21 protein-coding genes, 1 tRNA gene and 1 pseudogene are annotated in these 17,862 nt (G+C 53.5%); 12 read left to right on the top strand and 11 right to left on the bottom strand.

Going from position 1 to position 17,862, the window contains the following annotated elements; genetic code table 11:
* Positions 1–95: 95 nt before the first annotated feature.
* Positions 96–1,490, bottom strand: a complete 1,395-nt coding sequence (dacB, locus tag IGQ15_RS11335) for a D-alanyl-D-alanine carboxypeptidase/D-alanyl-D-alanine-endopeptidase (protein ID WP_297051852.1) — start codon at positions 1,488–1,490, stop codon at positions 96–98.
* Complete coding sequence (locus IGQ15_RS11330) at positions 1,456–1,947, bottom strand: GNAT family N-acetyltransferase (RefSeq protein WP_363315857.1); 492 nt, start codon at positions 1,945–1,947, stop codon at positions 1,456–1,458. The genes dacB and IGQ15_RS11330 overlap by 35 nt, the downstream gene beginning before the upstream one ends.
* A gap of 303 nt (positions 1,948–2,250) precedes the next feature.
* Between IGQ15_RS11330 and IGQ15_RS11325 the strand changes: the two genes are divergently transcribed.
* The 3 genes from IGQ15_RS11325 to IGQ15_RS11315 are packed head-to-tail and all read left to right on the top strand — an operon-like array spanning position 2,251 to position 5,796.
* Positions 2,251–3,978, top strand: a complete 1,728-nt coding sequence (locus IGQ15_RS11325; protein ID WP_297051847.1) for a succinate dehydrogenase/fumarate reductase flavoprotein subunit — start codon at positions 2,251–2,253, stop codon at positions 3,976–3,978.
* Positions 3,979–3,982: 4 nt separating this feature from the next.
* Positions 3,983–5,032: a potassium channel protein gene (locus IGQ15_RS11320; RefSeq protein WP_297051844.1), complete on the top strand. Its 1,050-nt coding sequence runs from the start codon at positions 3,983–3,985 to the stop codon at positions 5,030–5,032.
* Positions 5,029–5,796 carry an NAD-binding protein gene (locus tag IGQ15_RS11315; RefSeq protein WP_297051842.1) on the top strand — a complete coding sequence of 256 codons (768 nt, stop codon included), beginning with the start codon at positions 5,029–5,031 and terminating at the stop codon, positions 5,794–5,796. Before IGQ15_RS11320 ends, IGQ15_RS11315 begins: the two co-directional genes overlap by 4 nt.
* Here IGQ15_RS11315 and IGQ15_RS11310 read toward each other — a convergent pair.
* From IGQ15_RS11310 to psbH, 5 genes are all read right to left on the bottom strand, one after another.
* Positions 5,793–6,611 carry a carbohydrate ABC transporter permease gene (locus IGQ15_RS11310; RefSeq protein WP_297051840.1) on the bottom strand — a complete coding sequence of 273 codons (819 nt, stop codon included), beginning with the start codon at positions 6,609–6,611 and terminating at the stop codon, positions 5,793–5,795. The genes IGQ15_RS11315 and IGQ15_RS11310 overlap by 4 nt on opposite strands.
* Positions 6,612–6,731: 120 nt before the next feature.
* Positions 6,732–7,949: an ABC transporter permease gene (locus tag IGQ15_RS11305; RefSeq protein ID WP_297051837.1), complete on the bottom strand. Its 1,218-nt coding sequence runs from the start codon at positions 7,947–7,949 to the stop codon at positions 6,732–6,734.
* A gap of 59 nt (positions 7,950–8,008) precedes the next feature.
* Positions 8,009–8,626, bottom strand: a complete 618-nt coding sequence (gene pth, locus IGQ15_RS11300; RefSeq protein ID WP_297051835.1) for an aminoacyl-tRNA hydrolase — start codon at positions 8,624–8,626, stop codon at positions 8,009–8,011.
* Positions 8,627–8,631: 5 nt separating this feature from the next.
* Positions 8,632–8,865, bottom strand: coding sequence for a TatA/E family twin arginine-targeting protein translocase (locus IGQ15_RS11295; protein ID WP_149820194.1), 234 nt, complete (start codon positions 8,863–8,865; stop codon positions 8,632–8,634).
* 3 nt (positions 8,866–8,868) lie between these two features.
* Positions 8,869–9,069, bottom strand: coding sequence for a photosystem II reaction center protein PsbH (gene psbH / locus IGQ15_RS11290; protein ID WP_297051828.1), 201 nt, complete (start codon positions 9,067–9,069; stop codon positions 8,869–8,871).
* 86 nt (positions 9,070–9,155) lie between these two features.
* Here psbH and psbN point away from each other — a divergent pair, with 86 nt between their 5' ends.
* Complete coding sequence (psbN, locus tag IGQ15_RS11285) at positions 9,156–9,287, top strand: photosystem II reaction center protein PsbN (RefSeq protein ID WP_011057227.1); 132 nt, start codon at positions 9,156–9,158, stop codon at positions 9,285–9,287.
* Positions 9,288–9,289: 2 nt separating this feature from the next.
* Here psbN and IGQ15_RS11280 read toward each other — a convergent pair whose 3' ends face one another.
* Positions 9,290–9,868, bottom strand: coding sequence for a photosystem I assembly protein Ycf4 (locus tag IGQ15_RS11280; protein ID WP_297051826.1), 579 nt, complete (start codon positions 9,866–9,868; stop codon positions 9,290–9,292).
* Between the two features lie 212 nt (positions 9,869–10,080).
* Here IGQ15_RS11280 and clpB point away from each other — a divergent pair, with 212 nt between their 5' ends.
* The gene (clpB, locus tag IGQ15_RS11275) at positions 10,081–12,696 is read left to right on the top strand and encodes an ATP-dependent chaperone ClpB (protein WP_297051823.1); all 2,616 of its coding nucleotides are present in this window, start codon (positions 10,081–10,083) and stop codon (positions 12,694–12,696) included.
* Between the two features lie 77 nt (positions 12,697–12,773).
* Here the strand turns inward: clpB and IGQ15_RS11270 are convergent, their stop codons facing one another.
* The 3 genes and pseudogenes from IGQ15_RS11270 to IGQ15_RS12110 form a co-directional block, all read right to left on the bottom strand.
* Positions 12,774–13,004, bottom strand: coding sequence for a hypothetical protein (locus IGQ15_RS11270; RefSeq protein ID WP_297051820.1), 231 nt, complete (start codon positions 13,002–13,004; stop codon positions 12,774–12,776).
* 158 nt (positions 13,005–13,162) lie between these two features.
* Positions 13,163–13,291, bottom strand: a complete 129-nt coding sequence (locus tag IGQ15_RS11265; protein WP_297051817.1) for a hypothetical protein — start codon at positions 13,289–13,291, stop codon at positions 13,163–13,165.
* 55 nt (positions 13,292–13,346) lie between these two features.
* Positions 13,347–13,394 (bottom strand): annotated as a pseudogene (locus tag IGQ15_RS12110) (hypothetical protein); the annotation flags it as partial.
* Positions 13,395–13,632: 238 nt separating this feature from the next.
* Between IGQ15_RS12110 and IGQ15_RS11260 the strand changes: the two are divergent.
* The 7 genes from IGQ15_RS11260 to IGQ15_RS12105 form a co-directional block, all read left to right on the top strand.
* Positions 13,633–14,883 (top strand): MFS transporter, encoded by a 1,251-nt coding sequence (locus IGQ15_RS11260; RefSeq protein WP_297051814.1) that lies wholly within the window; start codon positions 13,633–13,635, stop codon positions 14,881–14,883.
* Positions 14,884–14,892: 9 nt separating this feature from the next.
* On the top strand, positions 14,893–15,642 hold the full coding sequence (locus IGQ15_RS11255; protein WP_297051811.1) for a creatininase family protein: 750 nt from the start codon (positions 14,893–14,895) through the stop codon (positions 15,640–15,642).
* Positions 15,643–16,527: an alpha/beta fold hydrolase gene (locus tag IGQ15_RS11250; protein ID WP_297051807.1), complete on the top strand. Its 885-nt coding sequence runs from the start codon at positions 15,643–15,645 to the stop codon at positions 16,525–16,527. It begins immediately after the preceding gene.
* A gap of 38 nt (positions 16,528–16,565) precedes the next feature.
* Positions 16,566–16,639, top strand: a tRNA-Pro gene (locus IGQ15_RS11245).
* A gap of 321 nt (positions 16,640–16,960) precedes the next feature.
* Positions 16,961–17,197: a hypothetical protein gene (locus tag IGQ15_RS11240; RefSeq protein WP_297051804.1), complete on the top strand. Its 237-nt coding sequence runs from the start codon at positions 16,961–16,963 to the stop codon at positions 17,195–17,197.
* Between the two features lie 30 nt (positions 17,198–17,227).
* Positions 17,228–17,608, top strand: coding sequence for an oligosaccharide flippase family protein (locus IGQ15_RS11235; protein WP_297051802.1), 381 nt, complete (start codon positions 17,228–17,230; stop codon positions 17,606–17,608).
* A 31-nt stretch (positions 17,609–17,639) separates the two neighbouring features.
* The coding region (locus tag IGQ15_RS12105; protein ID WP_363315856.1) for a polysaccharide biosynthesis C-terminal domain-containing protein at positions 17,640–17,862 on the top strand (223 nt) is incomplete at its 3' end.

Here is a 17,862-nt window from a genome sequence, read left to right as displayed (position 1 = left end):
AAGGGTCCCCTCGCTGAAGCGGAGGGGTTTTAGCCTGCCCACATCACTCCTATAAATCTCACTTTTTCCCGGAAATATACCTTAATTTTTTGGGGTTAAAAATTACTCTTAACCCGCAGGGTGATCTGATCGCAAGTCTGCAATTGCGCCAGCAAAACAACTATGCGATCCAAACCAGCACGGAGTTGAGCCGTGCCCTCCCCCCCTTGATTGACCACAAGGCTAAAGACGAGGGGGCGATCCTGCATGGGTTCCACATAGCCCGCCAAGGCAACGACGCCCCGTAGTGTGCCGGTTTTAGCCCAGACGCGATCTTGAGCTGCTGTATTGCGAAACCGCTGGCGTAACGTACCCGATCGCCCAGCAAGGGGGAGCGATCGCCGCCACAGCGAGGCATGATCCGTGCGCGCTATTTGTTGCAACAGCGTCACCAATCCATTGGGCGTCAGCCAATTTTGCCGCGAGAGTCCGGAACCATCCACCAACACCGCCCCTTGTACTCCGATTTGCCGCAGGTAGCGTTGGCGATAGCCGGGTTGTGCTGCCTCCAGAGCCGCAAGGAGCATTTCTGCATAGAAGTTATCACTCTCTTGGAGAATCGGCAAGATCAACGCCCCTAGGGAAGCTGAGGAATGGCGCACCAACACATCGGGTAACGGCTCTGCTGTCTCCACAAGGCGAATTTGCTGCACCTGAATACCGGCTTGGGCAAAGGCACGCTGCACCTGCTGCTGAAGATAGGGGATCGGCTCACTGAGGGGAATGCGCATTTCTGCTGGCTCACTGCCCCCACGGAGTTGACCCCGCACAATGATCTGCTGGCCGCGCACCTCACTTTCTAGAAATTCCGGCTCAGAGGGAGCCACGGTGCGGGTCTCATTCACCAACCGAAAATGGGTCTGGCGCTGCCGTAGTACCAAGGGTTGTCCCAACTGTTGTGGTATGACCTCTAGGTTCAGGGCATTTTGATTGAGACTAAAGCGCGTCACTACGGCTGCATAGCCCATCGTCAAATCTTCGATCGCCCATGTGGGTTCGATCGTTACGGGTGTGACACCGCCTATTTCCAAGATTGGAACCTGGCGAATCCCCTGCTGAGCAAGACGGGTGGCCATTTGTTGCAAGTCTTGGCTGCTGAAACTGGGGTCAAAACTACCCTGAAGGCGCACCGTTGTTTGGTCGGGGGATCGCGCACTGAGGGTGGTCTCAAAGACATGATTGGCTCCCCAATAGTCTAAGGCGGCGGCCACTGTCGTTAGTTTCACATTCGAGGCCACCAAAAAGAGCTTTTCCCCTTGGTAGTCGTAGAGAAGGTCCCCCGTGGTTAAATCGCGCACCACCATGCCCCACTGACCCCGTTGCCATTGGGGATTTTGGATTTCCTGTTGCAGGACACGAGCCAAGTCTTGGCGGCAGAGACCAAAGGCGGTAGGTGCAATCAGTAGGACAATCAGACTAGCAGGGGGCAGAAGCCATCGAAGCCATGTCATGAAGCACTACGTCCTTGACATAGACGCGATCGCAGCGCTGCGTTTCTACACCCGTTGCCGGTTGATAGCCCGCCTTTTCGTACAAATGGACAGCTGTAGTCATAATCGAGGCCGTTTCAATCCAGATTTTGCGGTAGCCGGCCGCTGCAATGGCTGCCTCCAGATGGTGCAGGAGAAATGTCCCTAGGCCTTGGCCGCGCACGCGGGGATGGAGATACATTTTGCGAATTTCCACAGCCGCTTCGCCTCGCTGAATGGGATAGAAGGCAATCGTGCCAACGACTTCCGAGGCTTGCTCCACCACCCAAAATTGTCCGCCTCGGCGGTGGTAGTACTCTTCAACGTGAACCACATCAGCATCGGCGCCTTCGGGTTGCCAAGAAAGGCCAAACTCACTGAGGACATTGGCAATGAGGTGCATGACCGCTGCCCGATCGCGATCGCACCAATGGCGCACCCCACAATCCCCATAGTGAAGAAAAAATGCACTCAAGGACGGCTGCCTCCCATAAAATTACAGTCCTTTTCACAGAGAGAAAACACAGGCAAAAGTATCAAAACCGCTGTGCCTCAACAGTCAGCACTAAGACAGGCCCTTGTGCACCCCACTTAAAAAAGAACTGTACTGCCACTCTAACGACTCAGCGTGAGGCTCGCAAGATCATTTTGCTACTGTTTTTATCTTTGTTTCATCTTTGCTGCCGCCGCCGCTCTCCTAGTCGCCAATTTAGTATAGGAAAAGATACTGGACAAACGGACGATGCAAGACTTTGGCGTTGTGATTGTCGGTGGTGGCCTAGCAGGCTGTCGTGCTGCTTTGGAAATTTGCCGCCTTGCCCCGGAGACCCCCATTGCCCTTGTGGCCAAAACCCATCCTATTCGTTCCCATTCCGTTGCTGCCCAAGGGGGCATTGCCGCTACGTTGAAAAATGTGGACAGCGAAGACTCTTGGGAAAGCCATGCCTTTGACACCATCAAGGGGTCAGACTTTCTTGCGGATCAGGATGCCGTAGCCATTCTTGCTCAAGAAGCGCCCGATGTGGTGATTGACCTTGAGCACTTGGGGGTGCTCTTCTCTCGCCTACCCGATGGCCGCATTGCCCAACGTCCCTTTGGCGGTCACACGTACCAGCGCACCTGCTATGCAGCCGACAAAACCGGTCATGCCATTCTCCACGAACTCTACTGCAATCTCCTGAAATACAACGTCACCTTTTTTAGCGAGTGGTATGTGCTGCGGCTAATTGTCGAGGATCAGCAGGCCAAGGGGGTCGTTGCTTACCACATTGAAACGGGTCAACTGGATATTCTGCGGGCACCTGCCATTCTTTTTGCCACAGGGGGCTATGGTCGCGTCTTTAATACCACCTCTAATGATTTTGCCTCCACGGGGGATGGCTTAGCGATGACGGCACGGGCAGGCTTACCCCTTGAGGATATGGAGTTTGTCCAGTTTCACCCGACGGGGTTGTATCCAGCGGGGGTTTTGATTTCTGAGGCGGTGCGCGGCGAAGGGGCTTATCTGGTCAATGCCGAGGGAGAACGCTTTATGGCACGCTATGCCCCCAGTCGCATGGAACTGGCTCCCCGTGATATTACCTCGCGGGCGATCGCCATCGAAATTCGCGAAGGGCGGGGCATCCACAGTGACGGTTCTGCAGGGGGGCCTTTTGTCTATCTCGATGTCCGCCACTTGGGTCGCGAAACAATCATGAGTCGCATTCCCTTCTGTTGGGAGGAAGCCCATCGCTTGGCGGGGGTGGATGCGGTGGTGGAGCCAATTCCTGTACGTCCGACGGTGCACTACTCAATGGGGGGCATTCCCGTCAATGTCAATGGTCAGGTGCGTGCCAATGCGACCGAGAGGGTGACCGGATTCTATGCGGCCGGCGAATGTGCCTGTGTCTCGGTGCATGGTGCCAACCGCTTGGGCAGTAACTCTCTCTTAGAATGTGTCGTCTATGGCCGCCGCACCGGTGCCGCGATCGCCAAGGATTTACCGAGCCTGCCCCGCCCCCAATTTGACCCCCAGCCCTACCTGGAAGCAGCGGAGCAACACATTCAACACCTCTTTGGCCAAGCCGGGGATCTGCGCATTGCCCAACTGCGGCAGCAAGTACAAGATTGTATGACCCAATACTGTGGTGTGTTTCGTACGGCTGACTTAATGCAAAGGGGCTTAGAGGAATTGCAACGGCTCAAGGCGGCCTATGGCCGGATTCGCCTCGACGATCGCCAGCGCTATTGGAATACAGAACTGCTTGAGGCCTTTGAACTGGCCAACCTACTGATCGTTGCCGAGGTGATTCTCAGTAGTGCCCTTGCCCGCCAAGAGAGTCGTGGTGCCCACTTCCGTGAGGACTACCCCCAGCGGGATGATGTCAACTTTCTACGCCACACCCTAGCCACCTACCACAGCGATGGCATTAGGATTGACTATCTGCCTGTCACCATTACCATGTTCCCTCCCCAAGAGCGCAAATATTAAAGCCATGCGACGGTTACCTGCAACCCCTGCCCTCAACCGTTTTGTTATTGGCATCACCCTCTTCGTTCTGATCATGTTGGTGGCGGTGGTGGGCTACACCAGCTTTGGCTGGAACTGGCTCGATGCCCTCTATATGTACGTGATCACCGTCTTTGGCATTGGCTACAGTGAAGTGCGACCGCTGATTACGCCGGCGCAACGCTTCTTTAACATGATGATCATTGTGGCCGGCAGTGCCGCAACCGTCTATACCATCGGTGCCGTGGTGCAACTGTTTACCGAGGGGGAGATTAAACGCCTACTCGATATTCAACGGGCGACCCGCGACATCAACAAACTCAACCGCCATGTCATTGTCTGTGGCTTTGGCCGCATTGGTCAGGTGATGGCTCAGGAATTATCGGCATTAAAAATCCCCTTTGTCATTTTGGATGTCAATGAGCAGCGCATTGATCTAGCGATACAGTTGGGCTATTTGGCCTATTTGGGGAGTGCGGCGGAGGAGGAAACGCTGCGAGTGGTGGGCATTGATCGGGCGATCGCCCTGGCGACGGTGCTGCCCAACGATACAATCAATGTCTTCATTACGCTGACGGCGCGATCTGTGAATCCGAGCCTGCTGATTGTGGCACGGGCAAATTTAGCCGCCACGGAATCGAAGCTGCGCCTGGCAGGGGCAGATCACATCGTCTTGCCGACAAAAATTGGCGCCAGTCAAATAACCAACCTCATTCGGCGGCCACGCATTGACTTCCTCGAACAAACGGGCGATCGCGAGACCCTCAACGACCTCTTGAGCCACATTGATGCTCGCCTTGAGGAACTGGAGATTACCGCCGATTACCCTTACGTGGGTACGCGCTTGACGGGACTTGAGGTACGCGGCCAAGGGGCATTTATCATTGTTGGCTTGCGCAAGAGTGATGGCCAATTATTCCCGACCCGCGCCAACCCCCTTGTGGAAGTGGGCGATACCTTAATCTTATTGGGTCATGCCCAAGATGCCCCCAAGCTAATTCGTAAATATACATCCCGCTCCCGCCACGCCCAATGACAACCCCCGCTCATCTCGCTGACCTCAAGGATCACGTCATCATTTGCGGTTATGGACCTCTTGGTCGCACCCTAGCGATGAACTTGGCCACCGCCCAAATCCCCTTTGTCGTGATTGACAACCAGCGGCAGCGACTACGGCTTGCCCAGCAGTCAGGGCACCTTTTCTATTGCAGTGACGATCTCATGGATGAAAACGAACTCCTGGCGGTGGGAGTGGATCGCGCTCGCACTGTGGTCGCGGTTTTGGCTGATGATGCCAGTAATGTCTTTATCACCCTGATTGCCCGTCGCCTCAATCCCAACTTGCAAATTTTGGCCTATGGTGAATTGCCAGCCACGGAATCTAAACTGCGTTTTGCCGGTGCCGATCATGTGGTCTTGCCCTCGAGTATTAGCGCCCAACGCATGGTGCAGCTCATTACTCGCCCCACAGTGTTGGATTTTCTTGAGGAAAAGGATGAGCGCAGTCACCTGATTGAGCTACTCAGCCAGCTCGATCTTCAGATTGAGGAGTTTACGCTCCCCTTGGAGGCTTCCTTGGTGGGGTTAGCGATCGCCGATGTGGAAGCGAAAGGCCGAGGCCGCTTTATTATTGTTGCTATCCGCCATCAGAATGGCGCATTAGTGACCCATCCCCCCTTAACCTTGCCCCTAGCGCCCGGCGACACCCTGATTGCCCTTGGCCGAGCAGCGGAAATTAAAACCTTCTTTCGCCAATATGCCCACCGCCAGCCGACTCGCTATCGCGGCCTAGGAAGCTAGCCCTTCAGGCCAGCAGCGGTTTGTGAGGGAATAATATATCGCTGCAAGAAAATAAACACAATGAACACGGGCACAATTGAAATCACTGAGCCAGCGGCAATGAGTCGCCAATCCAAAGAAAACGTCCCCGCCAAGGTGACCACGCCAATGGGCAGGGTATAAAGTTCTGGTTGATCCAAGACCAACAGTGGCCAGAGAAAATCACTCCAAGCGCCAATAAACACAAAAATGCCCAGGGTAACGAGGGCGGGGCGAATGGCTGGCAGCATCACAAACCACCACAACCCCAGTTCTGAGCAGCCATCGAGGCGAGCTGCTTCCTCTAATTCCTTGGGCACCGCCATAAAGGCCTGTCGCAACAGAAAGATACCAAAGGCAGAGGCCAAACTCGGCAGCATAATTCCCAGATAGGTATTCCGCAGACCCAACTGGACCGCCAAAATAAACAGGGGGATCATGATGATTTGAAAGGGAATCATGATCGTGGCCAAAATGGCCGTAAAGATCACCTCACGTCCGCGAAAGGACAGCCGTGCCAAGGGATAGGCGGCCAAGGCAGAGGTCAGGAGATTGCAGGCCACCGTTAAGACCGCCACCAGCGTACTATTGAACAGATACTGGCCAAAGGGATTCGTTTGCCAAACCGTGACGAAATTCGCCCATGTTGGTTCGGCGGGCAGCCAGCGGGGCGGAAAGGCAAAAATATCTTCATTGGCAGATTTGAAGGCGGTACTGGTAAGCCACACCAAAGGGAGCAGCATGGCGATCGCGATCGCCACCAACAGCAGGTAGGCCAAGCCTCGCCGCAGGGTCATCGCCGCGTCCAAAGATTCGTAAACATCATCAACAGGCCACCAATCACAATGGCGATCGCAAGACCGCCAGCAATCCAGTCTAGGGTTGTCGTTTCCATCGGCAATTTCTCAAGGGTACTTTTAGACACTGCGCAGGGCAACAATCGGATCCAGCCGCGCCGCCCGCTGAGCGGGAACCACCCCAAAAAAGAGGCCAATACTGCCCGAAACGCCGACGGCAAGAGCCACAGCAACGGGAGCAACCCCAGCCTCTAGGGGGGTCAGCATCCCCACCAGCATCACACCGCCCACGCCGACGCCGGTACCAATTAGGCCACCGACGGCAGACAGGATCATCGCCTCAATCATAAACTGTGCCAGTATATCCCGCTGAGTCGCACCAATGGCCTTGCGCAGGCCAATTTCCTGGGTCCGCTCCGTCACGGACACCAGCATAATGTTCATAATGCCAATCCCCCCCACCAGCAGCGAAATGCCCGCGATCGCTGCCAACATCAAGGTCAGGGCATTGCTAATGTTGCCAATAATTTGCAGGGCTTCCTTTTGAGTTTGAATAGTAAAATCGTCCTCATCGACAATTTGATGCCGCAGCCGCAGGAGGTTCGTAATCTGAAACTTGGCCGCATCAATGCTCTGTTCATCGCGGGCAGACACCGAGATAAAGGTTAGGGAAATCCCATAAGGAGAGCGCTGCCCGACAATACGGGAAGACATCGTCGTAATGGGAATATAGGCCGCCTCATCCTGATTGTTGCCAAGGAAAGCGCCCTTTTCGGCCATGACACCAATCACCTCAAAGGAAAGATTCTTGATCCGCACCTGCTGACCCACAGGATTTTCATTGATGAAGAGCTTCTTCGCCAAATCCGAGCCTAAAATCACGACGCGGCGATGCCGTTCCACATCCTTATCGGAGATAAAGCGCCCCTGCGCCACTGTAAAACTGCGCACTGAGGGAAAGGTGGGGGTGGTCCCCACAATCAGCACATTCGTGTTGCGTCCTCGATAGGTGACCCGTTGTTGCACTTGGATTTGGGGTGCCACTTCCTTCACCGTGGGCACTTGGGTGGCGATCGCCTTAGCATCCTCAAGGACAAGGGTTTGTGGCACATTAAAGGTGCGGTTACGGGCTTGGGGCGTCCCCGGCACAATAAAAAGCGTATTGGGACCAAGGGATTCAAACTGACTAGCGGCATAGCGTTGTGCCCCCTGACCTACGCCGACCATGGCAATCACCGCTGCATTGCCAATAATAATCCCCAGCATCGTTAGCCCACTACGGAGCCGATTGGCCTTGAGGGTGGCGATCGCCATGCGTACACTTTCAGCAAGGTCCATGATTCAACGCCGAAAACACCTGTTTTTAATCTAACTTGAGATCTGCTTTCCCCTCAGGTTCAGGATTGCGGCAGGGGAATACTTTTGCCATTGTAGAGATTCATGGCCGCCTCAACCCCGGACTGAATACTTAACTCAATTGCATCCACAGCAAGGTCGAGCACGGCGGGTAAAATGGCCAGTTCCGCTGCTGAAAAATGTCCCAAAACAAAGGGCACGGCATTGCGCGGCCCCGTTTGTTGCTTCAGGCGATCGCCAAAGGCAATGCCCACCTTCAGGCGAGGAAACTGCTGGGAATGACAATGCTGAATAATCGATTTAATCCCATTGTGTCCCCCCGTTGAACCACTCAGGCGCAAGCGCACTCGCCCCAAAGGCAAATCAGCATCATCATAAACGACAAGGGTTCGCTCAAGGGGCAGTTTATAAAAATTCAACAGGGCATGGAGAGACTGCCCCGAACTATTCATATAGGTGGTGGGCTTGAGGAGGCGCACCTTCTGATCATGAATCAGAACCTCTCCCACCTCTCCCAAGAAACGCCGCTGCGGGGTCAACTGCACTTTATACCGCTGCGCAAGGGCGTCGAGGACACGAAAGCCAATGTTATGGCGCGTTGTAGCATACTCTATCCCCGGATTCCCAAGGCCGACAATCACACAGGGCTGGAGTGCCATGCCACCTAAGCGGAGGGTTCCCGAGGCGATTCAGACTCTGCCTTGGCCTGCTGTTCCTGCTCGAGGGCAGCGGTCTGCCGCTTCATTTCATCTTGGAATTCACGGGAGGCCTCCTCAAAGGCACGCTTTGTTTTACCAAGGCTGCGGCCAATTTCCGGCAGCTTTTTCGGGCCAAAGATGAGCAGTGCCACCACCAAAATGACGATGAGTTCCGGCAGACCGATCCCAAAAACGTTCATGGATTATCCCAGTGCTTTCCAGCTCACATTAACACCATCGAGGATGAGTGTCGAGTTGTAGATTTGCAGAATGATCAGCAAAAAGACCAAAAATAGCCCCATAAAGACTGCCATCAAGGGAGTAGTACCCCAGCCGGGGGCGACTTTACCGTATTCAGAATTCAAGGGGCGCAGAATATCCCCGAGCCAAGTCCGTCGTGCCATAAATCCCTTTTTTGAACGAAATGAACAGCGTTTTAACGTTTCGTAATATTATAGAAGCATATCTTGCTCCCATTTAGTACGCTTCTATGGAACCTGCAACAGTTCTTAGCATTGCTCTCGCTGCCGTCTGTATTGGCGTCACTGGCTACTCCATCTACCTTTCCTTTGGCCCCCCCTCGAAGGAGCTAGCGGATCCCTTCGACGATCACGAGGACTAAAATCACAATCCCTCGACAGGAACTCCCAAAAAGCTGGCGATTGTTGCTCCCTGTGTCTCCAGTTCGGCCAAGGGCAGCGGTGCACCCACGCGAGTCAGGGGGACTTCACCTCGGCCTTTAATCTTCAGGTAGAGGGCACGCTTGGGGTTAAGTCCTTCTTTAATGACAATTTTTACAGCTTGAACATCGCTAATCGGGCAGCTTACCTCAATTTGGCGGTTCTTGCCGGGGAAGCCCCAACGGAAAATGCGGACAAAGCCTGTTTCTTTATTGAACTCATTGAAGCCACCGCCAATATCCCAAGCGATCGCAAGCCACAGGTACGTTGCCAACAGCAACGCCGCCACTCCATAAAAGCCAATGGCAATTCCTTGGGGAATAAAGACCAAATCAATTGGGTTGCCAATGGGCAATAGGTTGCGGTGTAAATAGCTAGAGAGACCGGCCAAAAAGAAGCCCAAGCCACCAATGGAGACCGCTGTTGCCCAAAAGTAGTTACTAGGGCGACGGGAACCCAGCACCGTATAGCGCAGAACCGACTCTTGACGCGGGGATGGCTCAGTTACAGGGGAGTTCGTCATAGCTTGCGTTGCCAAAGTTAAAGCACTTTACATATTAAGAGAAATTGGGCATATTCTCTCTGCCCCATAATGCTCTGCATAAGAGCTAGGCTAGAACTATTCTTGGGTGGCTAATTCTACCTGTAGAGTAGGGAAGTCCGAAACAGCGTTTTTCTGACAATCCATACAATATAAATAGTTAAGAACTGTAAAAAGGGGTCAAAGGGTCAGTTATGCAACCATCCAATCCCAATCAATTTACCGAAAAAGCATGGGCAGCGATCGCCCGCACGCCAGATCTGGCTAAGCAGGCACAGCATCAGAATCTAGAGAGTGAACACCTGATGAAATCGCTGCTAGAGCAAGAGGGTCTGGCAACACAAATTTTCCAAAAAGCTGGCTGTTCGGTGCAGCGCATCCGCGATCTCACTGACGAGTTTATTAACCGTCAGCCGAAAATCAGTAATCCGAGTGGCGTCTATCTGGGACAGAGCCTTGACAAGCTCCTTGATCGCGCTGAAGAGGCACGCAAACAGTTTGGCGATGAGTTTATTTCCATTGAGCACTTGGTATTGGCCTTTGCCCACGACGATCGCTTTGGTAAAAAACTCTTTCAAGACATTGGCCTTACGGAAAAAGTGCTGCGGGAAACGATTCAGCAAATTCGCGGCTCCCAAAAAGTGACGGATCAAAACCCAGAGGGTAAATATGCGGCACTGGAAAAATATGGCCGTGATCTGACGCTCTTGGCTCGTCAAGGGAAACTGGATCCCGTCATTGGCCGTGATGACGAAATTCGCCGTGTGATTCAGATTCTCTCCCGCCGTACCAAAAATAACCCAGTGCTCATTGGTGAACCCGGCGTTGGTAAAACCGCCATTGCTGAAGGCTTGGCACAGCGGATTGTGGCGGGGGATGTGCCTGATTCCCTGCGCGATCGCCAGTTGATTGCTCTCGACATGGGTGCCTTGATTGCCGGTGCCAAGTATCGCGGTGAGTTTGAAGAGCGCCTCAAAGCAGTGCTGAAGGAAGTGACAGACTCCAACGGCCAAATCATCCTCTTTATTGATGAAATCCACACCGTTGTTGGTGCCGGGGCCACCCAAGGGGCAATGGATGCCGGCAACCTGCTTAAACCGATGTTGGCACGGGGTGAACTGCGCTGTATTGGTGCCACCACCCTGGATGAGTACCGCAAGTACATTGAAAAGGATGCCGCCTTAGAGCGGCGATTCCAGCAGGTCTATGTGGATCAGCCCAGTGTGGAAGACACAATCTCGATTTTGCGCGGTCTCAAGGAACGCTATGAGATTCACCACGGTGTCAAAATTTCTGATACCGCCTTGGTGGCAGCGGCCACGCTCTCAACCCGCTACATTAGCGATCGCTTCTTGCCCGACAAAGCAATTGACCTCGTGGACGAAGCGGCGGCCAAACTAAAAATGGAGATTACCTCGAAACCTGAGGAACTGGATGAGATTGACCGCAAGATCCTGCAATTGGAGATGGAGCGGCTCTCACTGCAAAAAGAAACCTCGGCAGCCTCGCGCGATCGCCTTGAGAAACTCGAAAAAGAGCTAGCCGACCTCAAGGAGGAGCAAAGCCGCCTTAATGCCCAGTGGCGAGCAGAGAAAGAAGTCATTGACCGTCTCCAAGCCATCAAAGAGGACATCGAAAAAGTCAACATCGAGATCCAGCAAGCGGAGCGCAACTACGACCTCAACCGTGCTGCCGAACTCAAATACGGCAAGCTCACAGAACTCCACAAAAAACTGGCGGAAGTCGAAGCCAAACTGCGGGAGATTCAAGTGGGGGGGCGATCGCTCCTGCGGGATGAAGTGACCGAGGCCGACATTGCCGAAATCATCTCGAAGTGGACAGGCATCCCCGTGAGCAAACTGGTGGCGTCGGAAGCCCAAAAACTGCTGCACCTCGAAGAAGAGCTGCACAAACGGGTTGTGGGTCAAGATGAGGCCGTCACCGCAGTAGCGGAGGCCATTCAGCGCTCCCGTGCCGGGCTAGCGGATCCCAATCGTCCCATTGCCAGCTTCATCTTCCTTGGACCAACGGGTGTCGGTAAGACGGAATTGGCTAAGGCCTTGGCGGCCTTCATGTTCGACACCGAAGAGGCGATGGTGCGGATTGATATGTCCGAGTACATGGAGAAACATGCCGTATCGCGGTTGATTGGGGCGCCCCCTGGTTATGTGGGCTATGACGAAGGCGGTCAACTCACGGAAGCCATTCGCCGCCGTCCCTATGCCGTGGTTCTCTTCGATGAGATCGAGAAAGCCCATCCCGATGTCTTCAACGTGTTCCTGCAAATTCTCGATGATGGCCGCGTCACCGATTCCCAAGGGCGCACAGTGGACTTCAAGAACACCATCATCATCATGACCAGCAACATTGGTTCCCAGTACATTCTCGATGTTGCCGGCGATGACAGTCGCTACACGGAAATGTACAACCGTGTCATGGAGGCGATGCGTGCCCACTTCCGACCCGAATTCCTCAACCGCGTGGATGAATTTATCATCTTCCACAGCCTGCGTAAGGAGCAATTGCGGCAAATTGTTCAATTGCAGGTGCAGCGGGTGCAGCAACGCCTGAGCGATCGCCAGATTACCTTGTCCCTCACTGAGAAGGCGATCGACTTCTTGGCCGAAGTGGGTTACGACCCTGTCTATGGTGCCCGCCCGCTGAAACGCGCCATCCAGAAACAACTGGAAACCCCCATTGCCAAAGCTATCCTACGGGGTGACTTCTTCGATGGCGATACGATTCTGGTGGATGTGGGCGAGAACGAACGCCTCAGCTTCCGGCGTCAAGCGGAACTGGTAACCGTTTAGGTGCAACTGAGACTGATTCAAGAGGGTTGGGTTGGGGTTTGCCCCTCAGCCCTCTTTTTTTGAGCAATCGTTTTAGTTTAGTAGCCTTGGTCAAACAGGGTAATCTTGGCCAATAGTCCCGCCACCATCAAAAAGAGTGCCACGAGCCGTGCCCAGAGGCGATTTTCCGTCAAGCCTTGACGCTTTCCTAAGTCCACTAGCTGCTCACGATTGGTTTGCACTTCCAAGCGCACTGTCTCAATTTTGGCTTCTATAGTGCTGAATTTCTCATCAATCGCGTTAAATTTTTCGTCAAACTTCGCTGCCATTGAGTTGAGTTCCTCTTCAAACTTGGCCTCCAGAGTCTGGAACTTTTGATCAATCGTGCGGTGTTGCTTTTGTCAAGCCGCTCGGCCACAATTTGCGTATCGAGAAATCCTATTAAGGTCAAGGATTGAGTGATGAAGGCTTTTCCTGAGAATTTGAGTTACAACCCTTGGAGAAAGGCGAGACGTGCCTGCGACCGTTGATCTTGATAGTGAGCGATCGCCCCCTTGGTGTTTCCTAATTGCTCCTCCAGCCAAGCCAGATGGCGACGGTGATTCAGTACGGGCACGAATCCGATGGACAGGATCATCCTTAGCGGTCAGCATGACAATTGGCACACCCTCCCGTTGAGGCGATCGCCGCAGTTGGCGGCAAATATCGTAACCCTCCATCCCCGGCAAATTTAAATCCAACAGAATCAGGTGGGGAGGGTAATTTTTCGTATTTTTACTTCCTCCTATCTGGTGATTTTGTAAGCTGTCCTCCTCAGAATGCCTAAAAAGAACTTCAAAGGATACAGAGACAGGGCAAACGCAGGCAAGGGTCTGACGGTATATTGGATTCAGACTGCCAGTCCCAATCTTTGGTAACGGTGAGGAAACTTGTGTTCATGGTCAGTGAGCAACAGCGATGGTAAGTTCTGATCCCAAACCCTGTCCAGAAGGGTTTGCTGCTCTGATGCGGAACAAGAATTTCCTCAAGTTATGGGGCGGTCAAATCATCTCCCAACTGGCGGACAAAATTTTTCTCGTCCTCCTAATTACACTGGCGGTTTCCTACGATGCCAGCTATGAACTGCCCGGCTCCAAGGCCTCAGCCGTAATGATTGCCAATACACTACCAGCGGTCTTCTTTGGTTCAACGGCGGGCACGTTTGTGGATCGCTACCCCAAGCGGGAGCTAATGAGCATTACCAATATTCTGCGCGGGCTACTGGTCTTTGCCCTGATCTTTATTCCGAAGCGGTTTACGCTGCTGCTCCTGATTGCCTTTTCCGAGTCCATCCTCACTCAATTCTTTGCCCCAGCGGAACAGGCGGCGATTCCCCTGCTCGTGAAGGAGGAAAATCTGCTCTCGGCGAATGCCCTCTTTATCACAACAATGATGGGGTCACTCGTGGTGGGGTTTGCCATCGGCGAGCCATTGCTGAGTGGTGCTGTGGCCATAGGGGGTATCTATGCCCGTGAAGTCGTTGTCGGTGCGCTGTACGTCATGGCGGGGTTGGTTTTAGCGTCGATTCGCTACCGAGAAGCAGTGCATGAGCGCGATCGCCACCTCAATGTTTGGCAGGACTTGCAGGAGGGGTTTCACTATGTGCGCAAAAATCGTCTCTTGGGCAATGCCATGCTCCAGTTAACGATCCTCTATTGTGTCTTTGCCGCCTTAACGGTGTTGGCAGTCAGTTTAGCCCAAGAAATTGGTCTGCGTCCTAACCAGTTTGGCTTTCTCTTGGCCGCTGCAGGGTTGGGGTTAATTTTAGGGGCGGGGGTTTTGGGCCAATGGGGAGAGAAATTGCATCATCGGCCACTACCTTTGATTGGCTTTTTGGTGATGGCAGCCGTCTTACTGGTCTTTGCATTTGTGCATCATCTGTGGGTGGGTCTGGGCTTAAGTATTTTGCTGGGAATGGGGGCGTCCTTAATTGGTATTCCCATGCAGACGCTGATTCAGATTCGGACGCCGGCGACAATGCGGGGTAAGGTCTTTGGCTTCCAAAATAACATTGTCAATATTGCCCTCAGTGTGCCCTTGGCGATTGCGGGGATTCTTTCGGATTTCTTAGGTCTCACGGTTGTGATGGTCGGGATGGGGGGCGTGGTGGCGATCGCTGGCATTTGGGCATGGCGGAATACACAAGCCGTTCTTGAGGATCTGATTTAGGAGACAGAGATGCCCCTACTACATTTGCGTACTTGGCCAGAGGTCGAAGCCTATCTCAAGACTTCCAAGGGGATGATTATTCCCATTGGCTCTACGGAGCAGCACGGTCCTATGGGTCTAATTGGTACTGATGCCCTCTGTGCTGAGGCGATCGCCAAAGGGGTAGGAGAAACCACTGCTGCCCTTGTTGCCCCAACCATTTCCGTAGGCATGGCCTTACACCATACAGCTTTCCCCGGCACCATTAGTTTGCGCCCTAACACGTTGATTCTGGTCATTCGCGACTATGTAGTGAGCTTAGTACGCGCAGGCTTTCAACGCTTCTTTTTTATTAATGGTCATGGCGGCAATATCGCCACGGTGAAGGCAGCCTTTGCTGAAACCTATGCGGTCTTGGCAGATCTGCACATTCCAGAAGCGGATCAAGTGCGCTGTGAATTGGCTAACTGGTTTATGTGTAGTTCAGTGATGCAACTGGCGCGGGAATTGTATGGCGATCGCGAGGGTTCCCATGCCACCCCTAGTGAAGTGGCGGTGACCCAATTTCTCTATCCAGAGGCCATTAAGCGCGTTCCCCTCAATCCCGAAGTCAACACCAGTCATGCTATCTACAGTGCCGCAGATTTTCGCCGCCGCTATCCTGATGGTCGTATGGGGGCAGATTCCAGTTTGGCCGCCCCTGAGCATGGACAGCAATTTTATGAGCGAGCTGTTCAGGAGTTGAGCGATCGCTACCGTCAATTTCTCCAAGCCGACTAAATGACTTTCTCTCTCCCAGCTCAAACGTGGCATTGGCACAGCTACCCGATTCTCTATCGGCATCAAGGGACTCAGGGCACCCCCCTACTCCTCATTCACGGCTTTGGTGCCTCGAGCTTGCATTGGCGCAAAAATATTCCTACCCTCGCTGCCCACCATCAAGTGTATGCCATCGATTTACTGGGCTTTGGTGGCTCTGCCAAACCCGCTCCCTCAGTCATCCCCTACACATTTGAGACCTGGGCAAGGTTGGTTTTAGACTTTTGCCGTGAGGTCATTGGTCAGCCGACGGTTTTAATCGGCAATTCCATTGGCTGCGTCGTCACTTTACAGGCTGCTGTTTTCCAGCCCCTGTGGGTCAGTCAACTGATCCTGCTCAACTGCTCTTTGCGTCAGCTCCATGATCGCAAGCGACAGCAACTCCCTTGGTACCGCCGCTGGGGCACCAGCCTGCTCCAGCAACTTTTAGGAAATCGCGCCCTTGGCACCTACTTTTTCCGCCAAATTGCCCAACCCCGTACCGTGCGCCGCATTCTCCACCAAGCCTATGCCAACACTGCTGCCGTCACCGATGAACTGGTAGAGATATTACTCACCCCTGCCCAAGATGCCGGGGCTGCCGATGTCTTTTTAGCCTTTGTCCGTTACTCCCAAGGTCCCTTACCCGAAGACCTTCTACCTCAGATTACCTGCCCCACCTATTTCCTGTGGGGGGCTGCCGACCCTTGGGAACCCATTAATGAAGGGCAGAAGCTAGCTCAATTTCCCTGTGTGCAGGAGTTTGTCGCCTTACCAAAGGTGGGTCATTGCCCCCAAGATGAAGCACCTGAGCAGGTGAATGCCCACATTCTGAAATGGTTGGGCAAAATTTCCATCACTGGCTAGGATGTTCTCTGAACTCGTGTTATACTGGTAAAGCTTAACGGGGCGTAGCGCAGCTTGGTAGCGCACCACTTTGGGGTAGTGGGGGTCGTGGGTTCAAATCCCGCCGCTCCGATTTTCTGGAATCAAGGCCGTGGGCGAATTCGTTGCCCAGACCCTGGCCTAATTCCACAACAACGTCGCGGGCACCGTCGGCCTGCTGCGAAGCCTCATCTGCGGCGAAACCTTCGTCACCCGCAAGATCACCCGGGCGCTAGCCTGCATCAAGCTCGGGCTGCAAGACGGCTGGGTCAGCTGTTTTACCAAAGCCGCGACATCAAACCCGAAGCAGAGAACGAAGGCCCATAAGAATCACCATCGCCGGCACGGGCGACGTCGGCCTTTCCAACACCATTCCGCCGGCGCAGTACAACGAAATGGATTGCGTGATCCAGCTGTGAACCTCATCCCCCGCTTCATTCATCACCGCATCGCGCATCGGCCCAATCTGATCAAGATCGTTGATAACCCAGGCTGGCTGTTTTTCGACAAGATCCTGCGCATGGGCGTGGGGTTGCTCGTGGGAGTGTGGATTGCCCGCTACCTGGGGCCGGAACAATTCGGCCTGTTTAACTGCGCGCACGCCTTGACTGATTTGTTTGGGGCCATTACGGTAACTAGACGCAAGGCATGATAGCGCGCGACATGATTGAAGATAGAAGACGTGTCCGGCTATTTTACTTCTATGCCTGCGGTGATCGGAGTGTGGTCGGGCATCATCGTTAGATTCCGCGCGGCCTTCGGCAAGGTGCAGGTCCATCAGGGAATACGAAGGTACATCGTTAATACGTCTTGGCTATTTGCCGAGCAGATACTGCGAATCATCGCCGGGTTGCTGGTCGGCATCTATGTCGCGCGCTACTTTGGTCCGATAAAGTTCGGCCTGTTCAGCTATGCGCTGGCGTTCGTGGGACTGTTTGCGTCACTCGCCAAACTGGGGATAGACGGGATCATTGTCAAGGAACTGGTCAACGCACCGGCAAAGCGCGACGCCTATCTCGGTACGGCATTCTGGTTGAAGATCATTGGTACCATGTTGACCTGAGTGGCGATGGAGTGCTTCAGATACATAATATATATGGAATCTTCCGCTGATTTGCTTTTCTGCAGTGTTTGGAAAATGCTTGTTATCCGAGAATGAGCAGAATTTGATTCCAACATTCACATCGTTGGCGCTAATCATCAATGTGATTGGGTGTCTTCTTCTCATTCCGCTATGGTCAATAAAAGGTGCGGCGCTAGCAGCATTGGCGTCACAAATTATTCCATTGATATGGTTTGGCCTCACTGATAAATTAG

The sequence above is a fragment of the Thermosynechococcus sp. M98_K2018_005 genome, assembly GCF_015295825.1.
Classification (GTDB): Bacteria; Cyanobacteriota; Cyanobacteriia; order Thermosynechococcales; family Thermosynechococcaceae; genus Thermosynechococcus.
This window is presented reverse-complemented; position numbering and strand designations above follow the sequence as displayed.

Coding starts and splice junctions, on each gene's coding strand:
- IGQ15_RS11270 (WP_297051820.1), bottom strand. CDS start 13,004: ATGGCAGCGAAGTTTGACGAAAAATTTAACGCGATTGATGAGAAATTC.
- pth (WP_297051835.1), bottom strand. CDS start 8,626: ATGGCACTCCAGCCCTGTGTGATTGTCGGCCTTGGGAATCCGGGGATA.
- IGQ15_RS11250 (WP_297051807.1), top strand. CDS start 15,643: ATGACTTTCTCTCTCCCAGCTCAAACGTGGCATTGGCACAGCTACCCG.
- IGQ15_RS11310 (WP_297051840.1), bottom strand. CDS start 6,611: ATGACCCTGCGGCGAGGCTTGGCCTACCTGCTGTTGGTGGCGATCGCG.
- IGQ15_RS11260 (WP_297051814.1), top strand. CDS start 13,633: ATGGTAAGTTCTGATCCCAAACCCTGTCCAGAAGGGTTTGCTGCTCTG.
- clpB (WP_297051823.1), top strand. CDS start 10,081: ATGCAACCATCCAATCCCAATCAATTTACCGAAAAAGCATGGGCAGCG.
- IGQ15_RS11325 (WP_297051847.1), top strand. CDS start 2,251: ATGCAAGACTTTGGCGTTGTGATTGTCGGTGGTGGCCTAGCAGGCTGT.
- psbH (WP_297051828.1), bottom strand. CDS start 9,069: ATGGCACGACGGACTTGGCTCGGGGATATTCTGCGCCCCTTGAATTCT.
- IGQ15_RS11320 (WP_297051844.1), top strand. CDS start 3,983: ATGCGACGGTTACCTGCAACCCCTGCCCTCAACCGTTTTGTTATTGGC.
- IGQ15_RS11255 (WP_297051811.1), top strand. CDS start 14,893: ATGCCCCTACTACATTTGCGTACTTGGCCAGAGGTCGAAGCCTATCTC.
- IGQ15_RS11295 (WP_149820194.1), bottom strand. CDS start 8,865: ATGAACGTTTTTGGGATCGGTCTGCCGGAACTCATCGTCATTTTGGTG.
- IGQ15_RS11280 (WP_297051826.1), bottom strand. CDS start 9,868: ATGACGAACTCCCCTGTAACTGAGCCATCCCCGCGTCAAGAGTCGGTT.
- psbN (WP_011057227.1), top strand. CDS start 9,156: ATGGAACCTGCAACAGTTCTTAGCATTGCTCTCGCTGCCGTCTGTATT.
- IGQ15_RS11315 (WP_297051842.1), top strand. CDS start 5,029: ATGACAACCCCCGCTCATCTCGCTGACCTCAAGGATCACGTCATCATT.
- dacB (WP_297051852.1), bottom strand. CDS start 1,490: ATGACATGGCTTCGATGGCTTCTGCCCCCTGCTAGTCTGATTGTCCTA.
- IGQ15_RS11305 (WP_297051837.1), bottom strand. CDS start 7,949: ATGGACCTTGCTGAAAGTGTACGCATGGCGATCGCCACCCTCAAGGCC.